The 15,307-nt window shown below is 43.2% G+C and carries 13 protein-coding genes and 3 tRNA genes; 10 read left to right on the top strand and 6 right to left on the bottom strand.

The window, feature by feature from the left end; genetic code table 11:
• Positions 1 to 227 precede the first annotated feature (227 nt).
• The gene (gene amiC / locus BA1DRAFT_RS16985) at positions 228 to 1,472 is read left to right on the top strand and encodes an N-acetylmuramoyl-L-alanine amidase AmiC (protein WP_036781572.1); all 1,245 of its coding nucleotides are present in this window, start codon (positions 228 to 230) and stop codon (positions 1,470 to 1,472) included.
• 111 nt (positions 1,473 to 1,583) lie between these two features.
• Here amiC and BA1DRAFT_RS23575 read toward each other — a convergent pair whose 3' ends face one another.
• From BA1DRAFT_RS23575 to BA1DRAFT_RS16965, 4 genes are all read right to left on the bottom strand, one after another.
• Positions 1,584 to 1,745 carry a hypothetical protein gene (locus BA1DRAFT_RS23575; protein ID WP_160170011.1) on the bottom strand — a complete coding sequence of 54 codons (162 nt, stop codon included), beginning with the start codon at positions 1,743 to 1,745 and terminating at the stop codon, positions 1,584 to 1,586.
• A 158-nt stretch (positions 1,746 to 1,903) separates the two neighbouring features.
• A tRNA-Met gene (locus BA1DRAFT_RS16975) sits at positions 1,904 to 1,980 on the bottom strand.
• Positions 1,981 to 2,009: 29 nt separating this feature from the next.
• Positions 2,010 to 2,086, bottom strand: a tRNA-Met gene (locus BA1DRAFT_RS16970).
• 28 nt (positions 2,087 to 2,114) lie between these two features.
• Positions 2,115 to 2,191: transfer RNA gene (locus BA1DRAFT_RS16965), tRNA-Met, on the bottom strand.
• A gap of 224 nt (positions 2,192 to 2,415) precedes the next feature.
• Here BA1DRAFT_RS16965 and mltA point away from each other — a divergent pair.
• Both mltA and tcdA read left to right on the top strand, forming a co-directional pair.
• Positions 2,416 to 3,513, top strand: a complete 1,098-nt coding sequence (mltA, locus tag BA1DRAFT_RS16960) for a murein transglycosylase A (RefSeq protein ID WP_036781570.1) — start codon at positions 2,416 to 2,418, stop codon at positions 3,511 to 3,513.
• A 49-nt stretch (positions 3,514 to 3,562) separates the two neighbouring features.
• Positions 3,563 to 4,375, top strand: coding sequence for a tRNA cyclic N6-threonylcarbamoyladenosine(37) synthase TcdA (gene tcdA, locus BA1DRAFT_RS16955; protein ID WP_036781567.1), 813 nt, complete (start codon positions 3,563 to 3,565; stop codon positions 4,373 to 4,375).
• Here tcdA and csdE read toward each other — a convergent pair.
• Together csdE and csdA are read right to left on the bottom strand one after the other, a co-directional pair.
• Entirely contained in the window at positions 4,372 to 4,833 is a 462-nt protein-coding gene (gene csdE, locus BA1DRAFT_RS16950; RefSeq protein ID WP_036781583.1) for a cysteine desulfurase sulfur acceptor subunit CsdE, read from the bottom strand. The genes tcdA and csdE overlap by 4 nt on opposite strands.
• A 20-nt stretch (positions 4,834 to 4,853) precedes the next feature.
• Positions 4,854 to 6,074, bottom strand: coding sequence for a cysteine desulfurase CsdA (gene csdA / locus BA1DRAFT_RS16945; protein WP_036781579.1), 1,221 nt, complete (start codon positions 6,072 to 6,074; stop codon positions 4,854 to 4,856).
• Positions 6,075 to 6,628: 554 nt separating this feature from the next.
• Between csdA and BA1DRAFT_RS16940 the strand changes: the two genes are divergently transcribed.
• The 7 genes from BA1DRAFT_RS16940 to BA1DRAFT_RS16910 all read left to right on the top strand — a co-directional run bounded on the left by BA1DRAFT_RS16940 (position 6,629) and on the right by BA1DRAFT_RS16910 (position 15,307).
• Positions 6,629 to 7,549, top strand: coding sequence for a transcriptional regulator GcvA (locus BA1DRAFT_RS16940; RefSeq protein WP_036781565.1), 921 nt, complete (start codon positions 6,629 to 6,631; stop codon positions 7,547 to 7,549).
• Positions 7,550 to 7,612: 63 nt separating this feature from the next.
• Positions 7,613 to 8,008 carry a DUF423 domain-containing protein gene (locus BA1DRAFT_RS16935; protein ID WP_036781562.1) on the top strand — a complete coding sequence of 132 codons (396 nt, stop codon included), beginning with the start codon at positions 7,613 to 7,615 and terminating at the stop codon, positions 8,006 to 8,008.
• A complete protein-coding gene (gene rlmM / locus BA1DRAFT_RS16930) occupies positions 8,001 to 9,101 on the top strand; it encodes a 23S rRNA (cytidine(2498)-2'-O)-methyltransferase RlmM (protein ID WP_036781560.1) in 1,101 nt (366 codons plus the stop codon). The genes BA1DRAFT_RS16935 and rlmM overlap by 8 nt, the downstream gene beginning before the upstream one ends.
• Positions 9,102 to 10,201: 1,100 nt before the next feature.
• Positions 10,202 to 11,662 carry a serralysin gene (gene prtA / locus BA1DRAFT_RS16925; RefSeq protein WP_268747242.1) on the top strand — a complete coding sequence of 487 codons (1,461 nt, stop codon included), beginning with the start codon at positions 10,202 to 10,204 and terminating at the stop codon, positions 11,660 to 11,662.
• A gap of 54 nt (positions 11,663 to 11,716) precedes the next feature.
• Positions 11,717 to 12,121 carry a protease inhibitor Inh/omp19 family protein gene (locus BA1DRAFT_RS16920; protein ID WP_181148462.1) on the top strand — a complete coding sequence of 135 codons (405 nt, stop codon included), beginning with the start codon at positions 11,717 to 11,719 and terminating at the stop codon, positions 12,119 to 12,121.
• Between the two features lie 60 nt (positions 12,122 to 12,181).
• On the top strand, positions 12,182 to 13,912 hold the full coding sequence (locus tag BA1DRAFT_RS16915) for a type I secretion system permease/ATPase (RefSeq protein ID WP_036781555.1): 1,731 nt from the start codon (positions 12,182 to 12,184) through the stop codon (positions 13,910 to 13,912).
• Positions 13,913 to 13,978: 66 nt separating this feature from the next.
• Positions 13,979 to 15,307: an HlyD family type I secretion periplasmic adaptor subunit gene (locus BA1DRAFT_RS16910; protein WP_036781552.1), complete on the top strand. Its 1,329-nt coding sequence runs from the start codon at positions 13,979 to 13,981 to the stop codon at positions 15,305 to 15,307.

The following is a 15,307-nucleotide window of genomic DNA, read 5'->3' as shown; positions in this document are numbered from 1 at the left end:
AAAACATTCGAACAGCTTATTTATTCATGTATCCGGACAGCACCTATACCTGAGTATTTACTCAAGCTAGCTGAGATTCGATGGTAATCAGGTAATAATTTGCAAAATATAAAATGCTGTTTATTGATGACAGCATAATGCTGATTGGTTAAAGTTTTTCATTTGATCGTTTCATTTGGTGAATATCACCCTGAGTGTTTGTATTTTATGAATGGAATATTAAGTAGATGAGTCATTCAGATCATAGTCTGTCGCGACGTCGTTTGTTGCAGGGAGCCGCAGCGATGTGGTTACTTAGTGTTAGCCAGGTGGGTTACGCAGCGTCAGCAAAAGTTATAGCGGTACGTATTTGGCCAGCATCCAGTTATACCCGTGTGACTCTTGAATCTAATATTCCACTCAAATATCGCCAGTTTGCGTTAAAAAATCCAAATAGAATTGTCGTTGATCTTGAAGGTGTACAACTGAATCATACCCTAAGTGGGATGGGAGAGCAGATTCAATCCCGCGATCCTTATCTTAAACTGGTCAGGGTAGGACAGTTTGATCCTAAAACCGTTCGTCTAGTGTTCGAAGTTAAACAAGCCGTCAGCCCACATATGTTTACTTTGAAGCCAGTGGCAGAGTTTAAACATCGTCTGGTATTGGATATTTATCCCGCTGCGGGGGTTAATACGGATGATGATCCATTGCTTGCTCTACTCGAAGAGTACAATAAAGGTCATTTGGCGGAAGATCTGCCAGTGGAAAGGCCAAGGTCAGGTAAGGCAGGTAAAGACAGGCCGATCATTATCATGCTTGATCCTGGGCATGGCGGGGAAGATCCCGGCGCTATTGGCAAATATAAAACTCGTGAAAAAGACGTTGTTCTGAAAATTGCCCGTCGATTGAAAACACTTATTCAACGTGAACCGGGTATGAAAGTTTATATGACCCGTAATGAAGATGTGTTTATCCCATTAAAAGTTCGGGTGGCAAAAGCGCGTAAAATGCGAGCTGATCTATTTGTTTCTATTCATGCTGATGCTTTTGCTAACCGGGCGGCACGTGGTTCTTCGGTTTTTGCGCTTTCTACTAAAGGTGCAACCAGTAATACCGCACGCTTTCTAGCTCAGACGCAAAATGAAGCTGACCAAATTGGCGGCGTGAGTAAAAGCGGTGATCAGTATCTAGATCATACGATGTTTGATTTGTTACAGACTGCGACTATCAATGATAGCCTTAAATTTGGTAGTGAAGTGCTTAAGCGTATGGGCAAAGTGAATAAATTGCATAAAAATCGGGTGGATCAAGCTGGATTTGCGGTACTGAAAGCACCGGATATCCCTTCGATTCTGGTAGAGACTGCGTTTATTAGCAATTTGGAAGAAGAGCGAAAACTGAAAACCGCACGTTTCCAGCAGCAAGTAGCAGAGTCAATTTTTGCGGGTATCAAAGCTTATTTCAAGAATGGTGGTAATTTGGCAATTTGAACCTACTGCGACCAGTTAATTTTGTTGCTAAAAGGGACACAGCCTTCTTCCGGGTTGCCCTCGGCTGACAAGGTGCGATAGAGCGGGTTCAGATTCAACTCGCTTCTTTGGTCACGCTACGAACTCTCCGAAGGCTTTGGTGATCTGGCGAAGAACAATCAGTAACTCTGCTTGTTCGTCATTTTCAAGGATGCTGTTTAGTAGTTCGATCGCGTAAGTTGGGTCTTTGCGGAACACCTCAGCCATTGCGTCGTCGTGTGATCTGCATTTCATTGCCTGTTCACCTTCTGCTTTTCCACTTACGCTAATATTTATATGCTCGGGCTATAGTGGAGTCTTTGCATTTATTATCGCCGCAGAATAACAAATATGGCGGTGATAAATCGTCTGGAAATTGTTTGGGAGTTTGTATGCTGAGACGCATAGAGAATTGGTTGCGGGGGCCGGATTTGAACCGACGACCTTCGGGTTATGAGCCCGACGAGCTACCAAGCTGCTCCACCCCGCGTCCGTTTTGATATTTTGAGTAGCGAAAATTGGTTGCGGGAGCCGGATTTGAACCGACGACCTTCGGGTTATGAGCCCGACGAGCTACCAAGCTGCTCCATCCCGCGTCCGTTTTATCGAACTGCTTTATTACGTTGGTTGCGGGGGCCGGATTTGAACCGACGACCTTCGGGTTATGAGCCCGACGAGCTACCAGGCTGCTCCACCCCGCGTCCGATAGCGGGCACTATACTCAGGATAAGAGCCGTTGCAAGTTTTTTTATTAAAAATTGTTTGTTTCGTTACTTTTTTGATGGGTTACTCTGCACATTGGAGTTTTTTTATTCGTTTGTGTCGTTGTTTTGTTAAGTTATTTTTTTATGGTAGGTTTCATTATTTTTATTGGTTTGGTATGGTTTGCCGTTGAATCATGTTGGCAAGTATAGAGAAGACAACAATGAAATACTGGGGTAAGTATCTGCTGTGTGGAACCGTGATTTCACTGTTGGTTGGATGTCATTCTCGCCCAACAGCACAAGGCCAACAATATAGAGATGGTCATATCGCTCAGGATTTACGGCTGGTGAATCAACCCAATGCTCAGGGTAAACCAGTTAATGCAAAGGATTTTTCAGAGCAGGTTGCCTTGATTAATCAGGTTGCTCCTCGTCTGTATAATCGTAATAGCTTAACTTTTGACGCCGTTCAAAACTGGATGTTGGCGGGTGGTGAAACCAGTAAGTTGAATCTGTTTAATTTACGCGCTTACCAGATGGAAGGTGTGGATAATTACGGTAACGTCCAATTTACCGGCTACTATACGCCAGTGTTGCAAGCTCGCCGTGTTAAACAGGGGGAATTTAAATATCCTCTGTATCGGATGCCGCCTAAGAGTAAATATCGCTTACCAAACCGAACCGAAATATACAATGGCGCTCTTAGCCCCAGTTTGATTATTGGTTATAGTCGTTCACTGATTGATAATTATATTATGGAGGTTCAGGGTAGTGGTTATGTCGATTTTGGTGATGGTGGACCACTGACTTTTTTGGGTTATGCTGGTAAGAATGGGCATATTTACCGGAGTATTGGTAAATTGCTGATTGAGCGTGGAGAAATCGCGCAAGAAGATATCTCTATACTGGCGATTCGTAAATGGACAGAATCTCATAGTGAGGCAGAAGTCCGTGAACTGTTGGAGCAGAACCCATCATTTGTTTTCTTTAAACCGGAAAACTTTGCGCCAGTACGGGGTGCGAGTGGCGTTCCTTTAATCGCAAAAGCTTCTGTAGCTGCTGATAAAATGCTTATTCCACCGGGAACAACCCTGTTGGTAGAGGTTCCTTTATTGGATAAAGAGGGTAAATTTACCGGTCAGTACCAAATGCGCTTGATGGTTGCATTAGATGTTGGTGGGGCAATAAAAGGCCATCATTTCGATATCTATCATGGTATTGGTGATGCGGCAGGTATAGCGGCAGGTTTCTATAACCACTATGGTCGGGTTTGGGTGTTAAAAAAAGCGCAGCCCACTATGCTGATGGTAAGTCAGTGATGACTCTTCATAAATTTTATAATTAGGTTTTCAGGATTGATATTCAGTAATGCAAACTTCTCTTTCTGATGCATATATGCAGCGCTTTGCGGGGACTGCCCGTTTATATGGACAAAAAGCGCTTTCTTTGTTTTGCCATTCTCATGTTTGTGTTGTGGGTATCGGTGGTGTGGGCTCTTGGGCGGCGGAGGCTTTGGCTCGTACAGGAATCGGTGCTATCACTTTGATTGATATGGATGATGTTTGTATCACCAATACCAACCGCCAATTACATGCTTTAAAACAGCATATTGGGCAACCAAAAACCGAAGTGATTGCCGAACGTATTCTGGCGATTAATCCAGAGTGTAAAGTGACCTGTGTTGATGATTTTCTCACACCCGATAATGTTGAAGAGATGATGGCTGCTGGATTCAGTTATGTGATTGATGCTATCGATAGTGTCAGACCAAAAGCGGCGCTGTTGGCTTATTGTCGTCGCCATAAAATTCCGCTGGTGACAACCGGTGGCGCTGGTGGGCAACTTGACCCGACACAGATTCAGGTTGTTGATTTGGCGAAAACGGTTCAGGACCCTTTAGCGGCTAAACTGCGCGAAAGGTTGAAATCTGATTATCGTGTTGTGAAGAATGGTAAAGGTAAATTGGGCATTGACTGTGTGTTTTCAACTGAGCAATTGGTTTATCCGCAGAGTGATGGCTCTGTTTGCGCCGCGAAAAGTACCGCAGAGGGCACTAAGCGTATGGATTGCGCTTCTGGTTTTGGTGCCGCAACGATGGTCACGGCGACATTTGGGTTTGTTGCGGTTTCCCATGCCCTAAAAAAGATGGTAGCTAAGGCGCAACGTCAAGGTGATCTTTAATCTTTGATATAAGATTTTGCGGCGTTTTGCACGGTATTAATCAGCGACTTGACGCCATTCAACCGTGAGCCGCTTATCTGCTGTTCTAGCCCAAGTTGGTGGAACAGTGCTAACAGGTTAGTCGCTAAAACTTGTTCCGGTGTTTTGCCTTCTACGGCAGTCAAGATCACCGCCAGTAAGCCTTTTACAATGCGGCCTTCACTGTCGCCATAAAAATGCAAATGGCCATTTGGCAGTAATTGGTGCCCTAACCAAACCCGGTTTTCACAGCCGGACATTTCAGTGTCTTGCTGTTTTAAATTTTCAGGCAGTGCGGGCAGTTTCTTTGCCAGTAAGATTAACTGGCGATAACGATCTTCCCATTGGCGACATTGGTTAAAGGTTGCAATGAGCTGTTGTTGGCTGATTTCCCGGCCAAATGGGTGTGGTGCAATCCGGTTTTCAGCGGTTTGAGTCATAATGTCATTCATCTTGTAATTCATTCATCCTGTAATAGAGAAAGGCCAAATTTTACTGCTTGAATTAAGGCATCGGCATCCTGCCGGTTGTTGTAAGGCATAAAGGAGGCGCGCAAACAGCCGCTGATACCTAAAGCTTCGATCAGTGGTTGGGCACAGTGCTGACCGGAGCGTAAGGCAATATTTTGTTCTGCCAGAATAGCTGCCAGATCACTGTGATGAATGTCGGTAAAATTAAAAGCCAATAAGCTAGAACCGGCAATACGATAGCTGATAAATCCGGGTAAAGTGGAGAGTTGTTCTTCGGTATAATCGGCAAGTGTGACCGCATGGGTTTCGGCTTTGGCAATATCAATATCTTTCAACCATTCCAGCGTGGCAGAAAAACCAATAATACCAGCAACATTCGGTGTGCCTGCTTCAAACCGGAAAGGTACCGCTTCTGGTATAAAATTGCTGAATGAAGTGTGGGAGAGCATTTTTCCGCCGCCTTGCCAGGGAGACATGGCATTGAGTAATTCACTTTTACCATAAAGTACACCAACGCCGCTCGCGCTATAGAGTTTGTGAGCGGAGAATGCGTAGAAATCGATATCTAATTGTTGGACATCAATGGGATTGTGAACAACGCCTTGTGCGCCATCGACAACGACCAGACAACCGTGTTGGTGTGCTATTTCTGTTATTGCAGCGAGATCAACTGTTCCGCCAGTCACGTTGGATATTTGGCTGATTGCTATCAGTCGACTATGTTTGTTTATCAGTTCAGGCAGAATGTTGATATCAGGCAATTTACCATTGCCTAGAGGCCATTTAATAACTCTGGCGCCGGTTTGTTCTGCCAACATTAACCAGGGGATCAGGTTGGAATGGTGTTCCTGTTCACTCACTATAATTTCGTCACCAGGCTGGAGATGAGTACGGAAATAACTTTGAGCAACCAGATTGAGGGATTCCGTTGTTCCTTTTGTCCAGATAATATTTTCAGCTTGTGGCGCGTTGATGAGTTCAGCAACCTGCTGCCGGGCCTGTTCATAGCGGGATGTGATTTCCAGCGCTGCTTGGTGCTGACTACGATGTACGGTAGCGCTACTGTTTTGATAATAATTTTGTGTTGCCTTTATCATGGCTTGTGGTTTGAGTGCGGTGGCGGCACTATCCAGAAATACTGTCCGTTCTTGTGTAGAAAATTGTAGCGCTGGAAATTGCTGGCGGAACTGTTCTGGTTCGAACTTTTTCATAGATGTATTAATTTTGTTTTGGTGGTTATGGTGCTTAACCATTTGTTTCTGGCTGAAAATGGATATACCTGTCATCTTTCAAGTTGCCTCTTTGTTGGCTGCACTCACTCACCCCGGTCACATAGTTCTCTATGCTCCCGGGGATTCGCTCCCTTGCCGCCGCGATGCATCTTGAAATCCATAGGGTATAGGTTATTACATTGAATAATATTGCCATGTTCGAGTCTTTATGCCAAAAAAAAGCACCGCAACTGCGGTGCATTAAAAAATCACTATGGACAGACAGGGTAAATGTACAGGAAGTGAAAAAAAACAGTAGCTTAAGCTACAGGGTCTGGTTTCCCAGACAACTTGCAAACACAACATCACAACCACAAAGCCAAAAGTTTCATAGCGTTAAGCTGATTCACTTTTCGTTCCGGCTTAGGAAGTGGCGCCACTATAGGGATTTACTGGAGTATCCTCAATGGACAATTTATAATGATTCGGATTACAAAAACTAATAACTAAATATAAAGAGTTACCGGTATCGCTAACATTACATAAGGGCTCACATGTCCAAACGTTTACCACCACTTAATGCGTTGCGGGTTTTTGACGCCGCAGCGCGCCATTTAAGTTTTACTAAGGCGGCAGAAGAATTATTTGTGACGCAGGCCGCAGTTAGCCACCAGATGAAAAGTCTGGAGGATTTTCTTGGGTTGAAGTTGTTTCGTCGTCGCAATCGCTCACTATTGTTGACTGAAGAAGGTCAAAGCTACTATTTGGACATTAAAGAGATATTCACGGCGATAAATGAAGCAACACGTAAACTTCAAGCCAGAAGTGCCAAAGGAGCTTTGACGGTTAGCCTCTCACCTAGCTTTGCTATCCAGTGGCTGGTTCCAAGGCTGTCCAGTTTTAATTTAGCGTATCCGGGCATTGATGTCAGAATACAGGCGGTAGACAGAGAAGAAGATAAGCTTGCTGATGATGTTGATGTTGCCATATTTTATGGTCGTGGAAATTGGCCGGGGTTACGTACTGATCGCCTTTACGCAGAATATTTGCTTCCCGTTTGTTCTCCTTCGTTACTGACCGGAGAAAATCCTTTGAAAACCCCCGCAGATTTGGCGCGTCATATGCTGTTACACGATTCTTCTCGTCGTGATTGGCAAGCGTATGTGCGCCAGCTTGATATGCAGCAGCAGATAAATGTTCAGCAAGGACCAATATTTAGCCACAGTGCAATGGTGATCCAAGCCGCTGTTCACGGGCAGGGTATTGCACTGGCAAATAATGTCATGGCTCGGACTGAAATTGATGCGGGGCGCTTGGTTTGCCCATTTAATGATGTGTTAGTGAGTAAGAATGCATTTTACCTTGTTTGTCATGACAGTCAGGCTGAATTGGGGAAAATTGCCGCATTCAGACAATGGGTTTTGGCACAGGCAGCCAGTGAGCAGGAGAAATTGGGCTTTATTACCAATGAGTAAGAACGGAATAAGGCATTCGGGCTGTAAGAGCTCTCAGATAGAATATGAAAAAGGAAGATAACAGTGAATAGTCGCTTAATGCTTATCTTTGCTGGTTTCAGTGGTTTTTTCTACGTGGCGTTTGGGGCTGTAGGGTCACATTTATTATCTCCGATGATGGAAAAATATCAGATAAGTTGGATTGATCTCGGTCTGCAATATCAGGGGATTCACACTCTGGCAATGATGGCGATGTCTGCCATGCTAATGCGTAAAGTTGTGCTCTGGTTTTACTGGAGCGGCGTCTTTTTTGCAGTAGGTATTTTGTTGTTTAGCGGCAGTCTCTATTGTATGGCTTTATTGCAGGTTAAATTTTTCACTTATATTACGCCAGTTGGAGGGTTCAGCTTTCTTATCGGCTGGTTTTTAGTATTAATTGGCGCTTTGCGTCTAAGGAAATCGGCGCTTCGCCATGAATAAAATTGCTTTATATTGCCGCCCTGGTTTTGAAAAAGAGTGTGCAGCAGAAATCACTGATAAAGCGGGGCAAAAAGAGATTTACGGTTTTGCCCGGGTGAAAGATAACAGTGGCTATGTCCTGTTTGAGTGTTATCAACATGAAGATGCTGATCGGCTGATTCGTGAGATCCCATTTCGCGAGCTGATTTTTGCCCGCCAGATGCTGGTTGTGGGTGAATTATTGCGAGATTTGCCTCCTGAAGATCGGATAAGTCCGATTATTGGTATGCTGCATGGTGTCATTGAGCGTGCAGGCGAGTTACGGGTTGAGGTGCCTGATACTAATGAAAGTAAAGAGTTATTAAAATTCTGCCGAAAATTTACTGTTCCGTTGCGTAGTGCTATGCGGCAGGAAAAGATCTTGCTGATTCGGGAAAATGTTAACCGCCCGGTAATACACGTTTTCTTTATTGCTCCGGGTTGCTGTTATGTTGGTTATTCTTACAGTAACAATAACTCGCCATTTTATATGGGCATTCCCCGGTTGAAGTTTCCTTCGGATGCGCCAAGTCGTTCAACATTAAAACTGGAAGAAGCGTTTCATGTTTTTATCCCATATGACGAATGGGAAGAGCGATTAGCTAGCGGTTTATATGCGGTTGATTTAGGTGCGTGTCCGGGTGGTTGGACTTACCAACTGGTGAAACGGAGTATGATGGTGCATGCGGTAGATAATGGCCCAATGTCGGAAAGTTTGATGGATACGGGGCAAGTTAAACATCACAAAGTTGATGGTTTTAAGTTTGAACCTTCGACAAAAAACATTTATTGGCTGGTATGCGACATGGTGGAAAAACCGGCAAAAGTGACGCAGTTAATGGCAGATTGGTTGGTTAATGGCTGGTGCCGGGAAGCCATTTTTAATCTTAAATTACCGATGAAAAAGCGTTATGAAGAAGTTGCTCATAATTTGCAGAAAATGAACTTGCAATTAAAAGAGGGTGGTGTAAATGCACAAATTCAGGCAAAACACCTTTATCATGACAGGGAAGAAATAACGGTTCATGTCCGTCGTATTTGGTCTGCTTATGCAGCTAGCCGGAATGATTACTAATTCACGGTTGTTCATCACTATATTTAGAATAAACCAATAAAATAAGAATTCCTAAAACGCCTCAGTTATATTCTGAGGCGTTTTTTTTCAATATTAAATGACATTGTTGCATTTTATCTCTCATTACTGTGTGGCTTAAAGTGAGTGTATTAGAAGGATTTAATTCATTTTTTCAGTTAAGAAAGTATCATATAATACGCTATTATGAGGTGGTTATGATTTAATGTGATAATGAACATTGTATGATTTATGTCTTAAAATTGTTGATTTTTTTACTTGACTTAAGGTAAATAGCAAAATTAACATATTATTATAATCGTCTAATTAAATTGTGATTTAATGTTAGATAATTTAACGAAATAATTTTATAAAATGAAAAATAATGAAAGAGATTGTCTTTTAATTAAAGTTTTAAGTGTGTAATCTAATTTTGATATTAAATTTACGTTTTAGATTTAATGTATTTTTTAATTAATTAGCTTTGTTGATAATATTATTGGATGTTGAAAAATTACGAATATAATTTAATTATATTGGGAAAAGTGCTTTAGAATAAAGTAAATATTAACTGCTCTGTGATATATGTTTTTTATTGATTTAATTAAGTTGCTATTAATTTGTTTAATAATATATAGGTGTTTACTGGTTTAGAGTCTTTCCATATATGTCATATCGTTCAATATTTCAGTCGAAGGTGGTAGATTATTCTGATTTTGCCTATTCATATAACGGCTTGGGATAATTGCTGATTAAAATTATCAGTAATAATGCTATAAATTTTTTAAAGTTTACTTCATAGATAGTTAAATAAATAGATAATTAATTCGTAAGAAAATACCGCCAGGAAATTAGCGGTATTTTTTTCGCCTTAAATAGTTATGTTATATAAAACAATCGCTTATTTGTTTTATGTTATTTTTATCACGTTTATATTAAAAAAATATGTTAATTGCTTTTTACATAATTAACTTTAATGTTACGTTTATGTGAAAGGGATTTTAGTTGTTAATTTGTATGACCAGGGTCGGTCTGTGGTTTTCAGGTTTTATTGACTTGTATTTAATAAAATAAAAAGATTTTTATATCTAAGTCCTGAATTTATGGAGAAATATATGTCTTTAAAGAAGAAAATTTCATACTCGGAAGACAAAGACGTTAGCGGTTCAGAGAAGGCAAATGAGTTGCTGAAATGGTTACAGGCTTATATACCAGGTAAAGATTCTAATATTGTTGTTGAACATGAGCCCAGTAAAGATGCTGCTAAAGAATTAATCCGGGGTGATTATCGTTGGGGGCATCAGGACGACGATAAATCTAAAGCTTTCCAATTAAAGTATACTTTTCTGGAGAGTAAGCCGGATGATATGCCGTGGCATATTTCTGAATTTTCAGCATTTAATGAAGAACAAAAAGCTGCGGCGAAACTGTCAATACAATCTTGGGCTGATGTGGCTAATATCAATTTCGTTGAAACCACTGATGCCAAAGAGGCAAATATCACTTTTGGGTTCTTTGATGTTAGTTTGACGGGGAGTTATGCATTTGCTTATCTGCCAAGGCCAGAGAAGACGCAGTTAGGGACTTGGTATAACGCCAAAAGCCGTACTTTCTCAAACAACGATATTGATGTGAATGGCTATGGCCGTCAAACGTTTACTCATGAAATTGGCCATACTCTGGGGTTACAACATCCGGCTGATTATAATGCGTCTGATGAGGTAAGCCCAACTTATAAGAACAGCGCTACTTATTTTGAAGATAGCCGTGCTTATACCGTCATGAGTTATTTCAGTGAGAAAAATACGGGTCAGGACTTTAAAGGTATTTATTCTTCTGCGCCATTACTTAACGATATTTCTGCCATTCAGGCGGTATATGGCGCGAATAATACCATTCGTGCTGATGACACAGTATATGGCTTTAATTCCAACACAGATCGTGACTTCTATACCGCAAAAGATGAGAACAGCAAGCTGTTGTTCACCGCTTGGGATACAGGTGGCAATGATACGTTTGATTTCTCTGGTTTTACTCAGGATCAACGCATCAATCTGAATGAAGCCTCTTTCTCTGATGTCGGTGGACTGAAAGGTAACGTCTCTATTGCCCGTGGCGTCACGATTGAAAATGCGATTGGCGGCAGTGGTAATGATGTTTTGATCGGGAATGATGCCGCCAATACTCTGAAAGGTGGAGCGGGTGATGACATCATTTACGGTGGCTTAGGCGCAGATAATCTCTGGGGCGGGGAGGGCAACGATACATTTGTCTACCTGAGCGCCAAGGAATCACCTCCTCTTGAGCGTGATTGGATCCATGACTTTGTTTCCGGTAAAGACAAGATCGATGTGTCACTGTTCGATCTGGGTGAAGCCGGGAAGGGGGGCGTTAAATTTGTAAGGGAATTCACGGGGGAAGTCGGAGAAGCGGTGCTTCGTTATAACACGGTTGATAAGGTGAATGATTTTGCCATTAATTTGGGCGGTGAATTTTCCTACGATGATTTTTGGGTGAAGATTGTCGGAGAGCCAATCTTAGAGTCTGATTTCATTCTTTCATAACACAACAACACAACCGCATCTGATTTTGGATGCGGTTATTTGTTTGGAGGCGGCATGGTTTTTGCAGCTTGGTATCTGAAATTTGCATTCTTTGTTGCTCTTGCATTCAGCATTATCGGAGGAAGTATGGCAAGTAGTCTTGTTCTCCCACACGCCAGTGAATTGAAAGGCGTATGGCAACTGTCGGACAAACATCAACAATGTGATGTGTCATTGACTGACCAACCCTTACCGGAGGGATCAATTTGGTCACTTAATGGTGATAACGATTGTTTGGCGTATATGTTTGGCGAAGTGCCTGCCGGTTGGCGGCCTACGCCAGATGGCCTCACAATTACTGATGAACAGGGTAGTGGTTTGGCTTTCTTTGCTAATGAGCCGGATGGTTGGTTTGCCCGTTTTGCCGATGGCCGGGAATTAATGATGAAGCCCAATAAGACTAATAAGAAAAATGAATAAAAAGGAAAACATTAACATCAGATAGTTATATTTTTAAAAAAATAAAAATAAGGAAATAGTGTGAAATTACTGCTCCCGAAGGATGAAATTACTGATGTCATTCGTGCTCGTAGCCGGGTATTTTGGGCTATCGGGTTGTTCACTGCCTTTATTAACCTGCTGATGTTAGTTCCGTCTGTTTATATGTTGCAGGTTTATGACAGAGTATTGCCGACGGGCAATGAAATCACTTTGCTGATGTTAACTCTGATTACCCTCGGCATGTTTGCCATGATGGGAATGCTGGAATATATCCGTAGCATGATTGTCATCCGCATTGGTAGTCAGCTTGATATGAAGCTGAATAACCGGGTTTATACCGCATCTTATGAATCAAATCTGAAAAATGGCACTACTGATGCCGGTCAGATGCTTAATGACTTGGCAAATATCCGCCAGTTTCTGACGGGTAACGCCTTGTTTGCCTTCTTTGATGCCCCTTGGTTTCCAATCTATCTGCTGGTCATTTTCCTTTTTAACCCTTGGCTTGGTCTGTTATCACTGGGCGGTGCGCTGGTATTGATTGCCTTGGCTGTGTTGAATCAGTGGTTATCAAGTCAGCCGTTATCCGAAGCCAGTAAACTTTCTCTACGTTCAGCGAGTCTTGCCAGCACCAATTTACGTAATGCCGAAGTCATAGAGGCGTTAGGTATGTTACCGGTACTACGTCGGAGATGGTTTGGGTTACATGAGCGTTTCTTGGATTTCCAGCGCATTGCCAGTGAGCGGGCTTCGGTGATTAATTCAGTCACTAAAACAGTGCGTTTGGCCTTGCAGTCATTGATCCTCGGATTAGGGGGCTGGTTAGCGATTGGTGGGCATATTACGCCGGGCATGATGATTGCGGCTTCAATTTTGATGGGACGCGCGCTTTCGCCGATTGAACAACTGATCCAAGCCTGGAAAGGCTGGAGCGGCGCTCGTTTGTCATGGCAACGGTTAACCAACTTGTTGGAACAACAACCGGAACGCAAACCGGGCATGTCATTGCCCGCGCCAAAAGGCAATTTGTCCGTGGATAAAGTTTCCGCAGCGCCTCCGGGAAGAAACAGTAAGGTTGTGTTAGAGGATGTTAGCTTTTCGTTGGATGCCGGTGATGTGATGGGATTAATTGGCCCCAGTGCGTCTGGCAAATCGACTCTTGCCCGGTTGCTGGTGGGGATATGGCCCGCACAAGAAGGCGTCGTTCGTCTGGATAATGCAGATATTTATCAGTGGAACAAAGATGAATTGGGCTCCTCAATCGGCTATTTACCGCAAGATATTGAGCTATTTGGCGGCACTATCGCTGAAAATATTGCTCGTTTTAATGAAGTGGAGCCAGAGAAGGTGGTGCAAGCGGCAAGGAAAGCGGGCGTTCATGAGCTGATATTAGAACTTGATAAAGGTTATGACACCGTGATTGGCGCTGGAGGCGTTGGATTATCCGGGGGCCAGAAACAGCGAATTGGCCTTGCTCGCGCACTATATGATGAGCCGTCATTGGTGGTGTTGGATGAACCTAATTCCAGCCTGGATGAGGCGGGAGAAAGAGCATTGAATGAGGCGATTTCTCAGCTTAAAGCGCAAGGAAAAACGGTGATTGTCATTACTCACCGCACCTCATTGCTATCACAGACAAACAAAATACTGTTACTGGTTCAGGGGAAAATGAAGATGTTCGGTCCATCTCAGCAGGTGATGGCCGCTTTATCGCAAAGAAATAACAGTCAGGAACGTTCTGCGGCCAAAGCAGTCGCGCAGGCATCATAGGTAAATGTGCATTTAATTATAATAATATCAAATAGCTGAGACGGAGATTTCTGTCCGGGAGTGGATATGTCTGATCAGATTACGCCGGTAAGAGATGAAAAAGGATTATTGCCTTTGGAAGAAAGGCATTTTTTACGACTAGGATGGTTAGTGATTGGTGTGGGGATCTTGGGATTTCTCATTTGGGCAGCATTAGCGCCGTTGGATAAAGGGGTGGCGTCTTCGGGGGTGGTGGTTGTGGATGGTAATCGTAAAACAGTTCAGGCCCCGGCAAGCGGTATTATCAGCCAGATTAAGGTTGTTGAGGGAGAAACAATAAAAGCGGGTCAGACACTCGTCCAGCTTAGTCAGGTACAGGCAAAGGCTCAGGTCGATGCGATTCAGGATCAACTGTATACCACGTTGGCAACGGAAGCCCGTTTATTAGCCGAGCAGCATGGTGATGAAGTGTTAATTTTCCCCGACATATTACAGCAATTACAATCTGAACCGCGGGTGAATGAGATAACCGAACTGCAAAAACAACTTTTTAAATCACGCCGTGAAGTATTGAGAAGCGACCTGGAAGGGCTTGAGCAGTCCGTCGAAGGAATAAATTTTCAAATTAAAGGGCTGAAATCTTCCCTTCTCAGTAAGCGCATGCAGCAGGGGGCGCTTAAGGAGCAGATAACAAATCTAAAATCTTTAGCGGATGAGGGCTATTTTCCGCGTAATCGTTATCTGGAACTTCTGCGTGAACAGGCTGAACTAAACAGCAGCACGGCGGAAATGGCAGGACGAGCGGGTCAGCTTGAAAAACAGTTACAGGAAACACAACAGCGTATTATTCAGCGCAAAGCAGACTATCAGCGGGAAGTGCGCACGCAATTAGCGGAGGTGCAGGTTTCCGCCAGTGAATATAGAAATAAGTTGGATACCGCACAGTTTGAACTGACTCATACCTCAATTGTCGCTCCGGTTGACGGTACTGTTGTGGGGTTGAATGTTTTTACCCAAGGTGGGGTTGTTGCCCCCGGCGAAAAACTGATGGAAATTCTGCCGACCCAAGTGGCGCTTGAAGTGGACGCTCGTGTGGCGGTTAATTTGGCGGATAAGATTAGTAAAGGGTTTGATGTGGACCTGATGTTCACCGCTTTTAACCAGAATCGTACGCCAAAGGTTGAAGGTAAAGTCGCGATGGTTTCCGCGGATAGGTTGGTCGATCCAGTAACCAGTCAACCTTATTATCAGATGAAAGTGGTTGTCTCTCCTGAGGGAATGGAAAAATTAAAAGGGTTGGATATCAGGCCAGGGATGCCGGTTGAGGTGTTTGTCAAAACGGGTTCCCGCTCTCTGTTAAGTTATCTGTTTAAGCCATTGTGGGATCGGGCTTCAACATCGTTGATAGAGGAGTGA

Origin of the sequence: Photorhabdus aegyptia, assembly GCF_000612035.1 — a bacterium.
GTDB lineage: Bacteria > Pseudomonadota > Gammaproteobacteria > Enterobacterales > Enterobacteriaceae > Photorhabdus > Photorhabdus akhurstii.
This window is presented reverse-complemented; position numbering and strand designations above follow the sequence as displayed.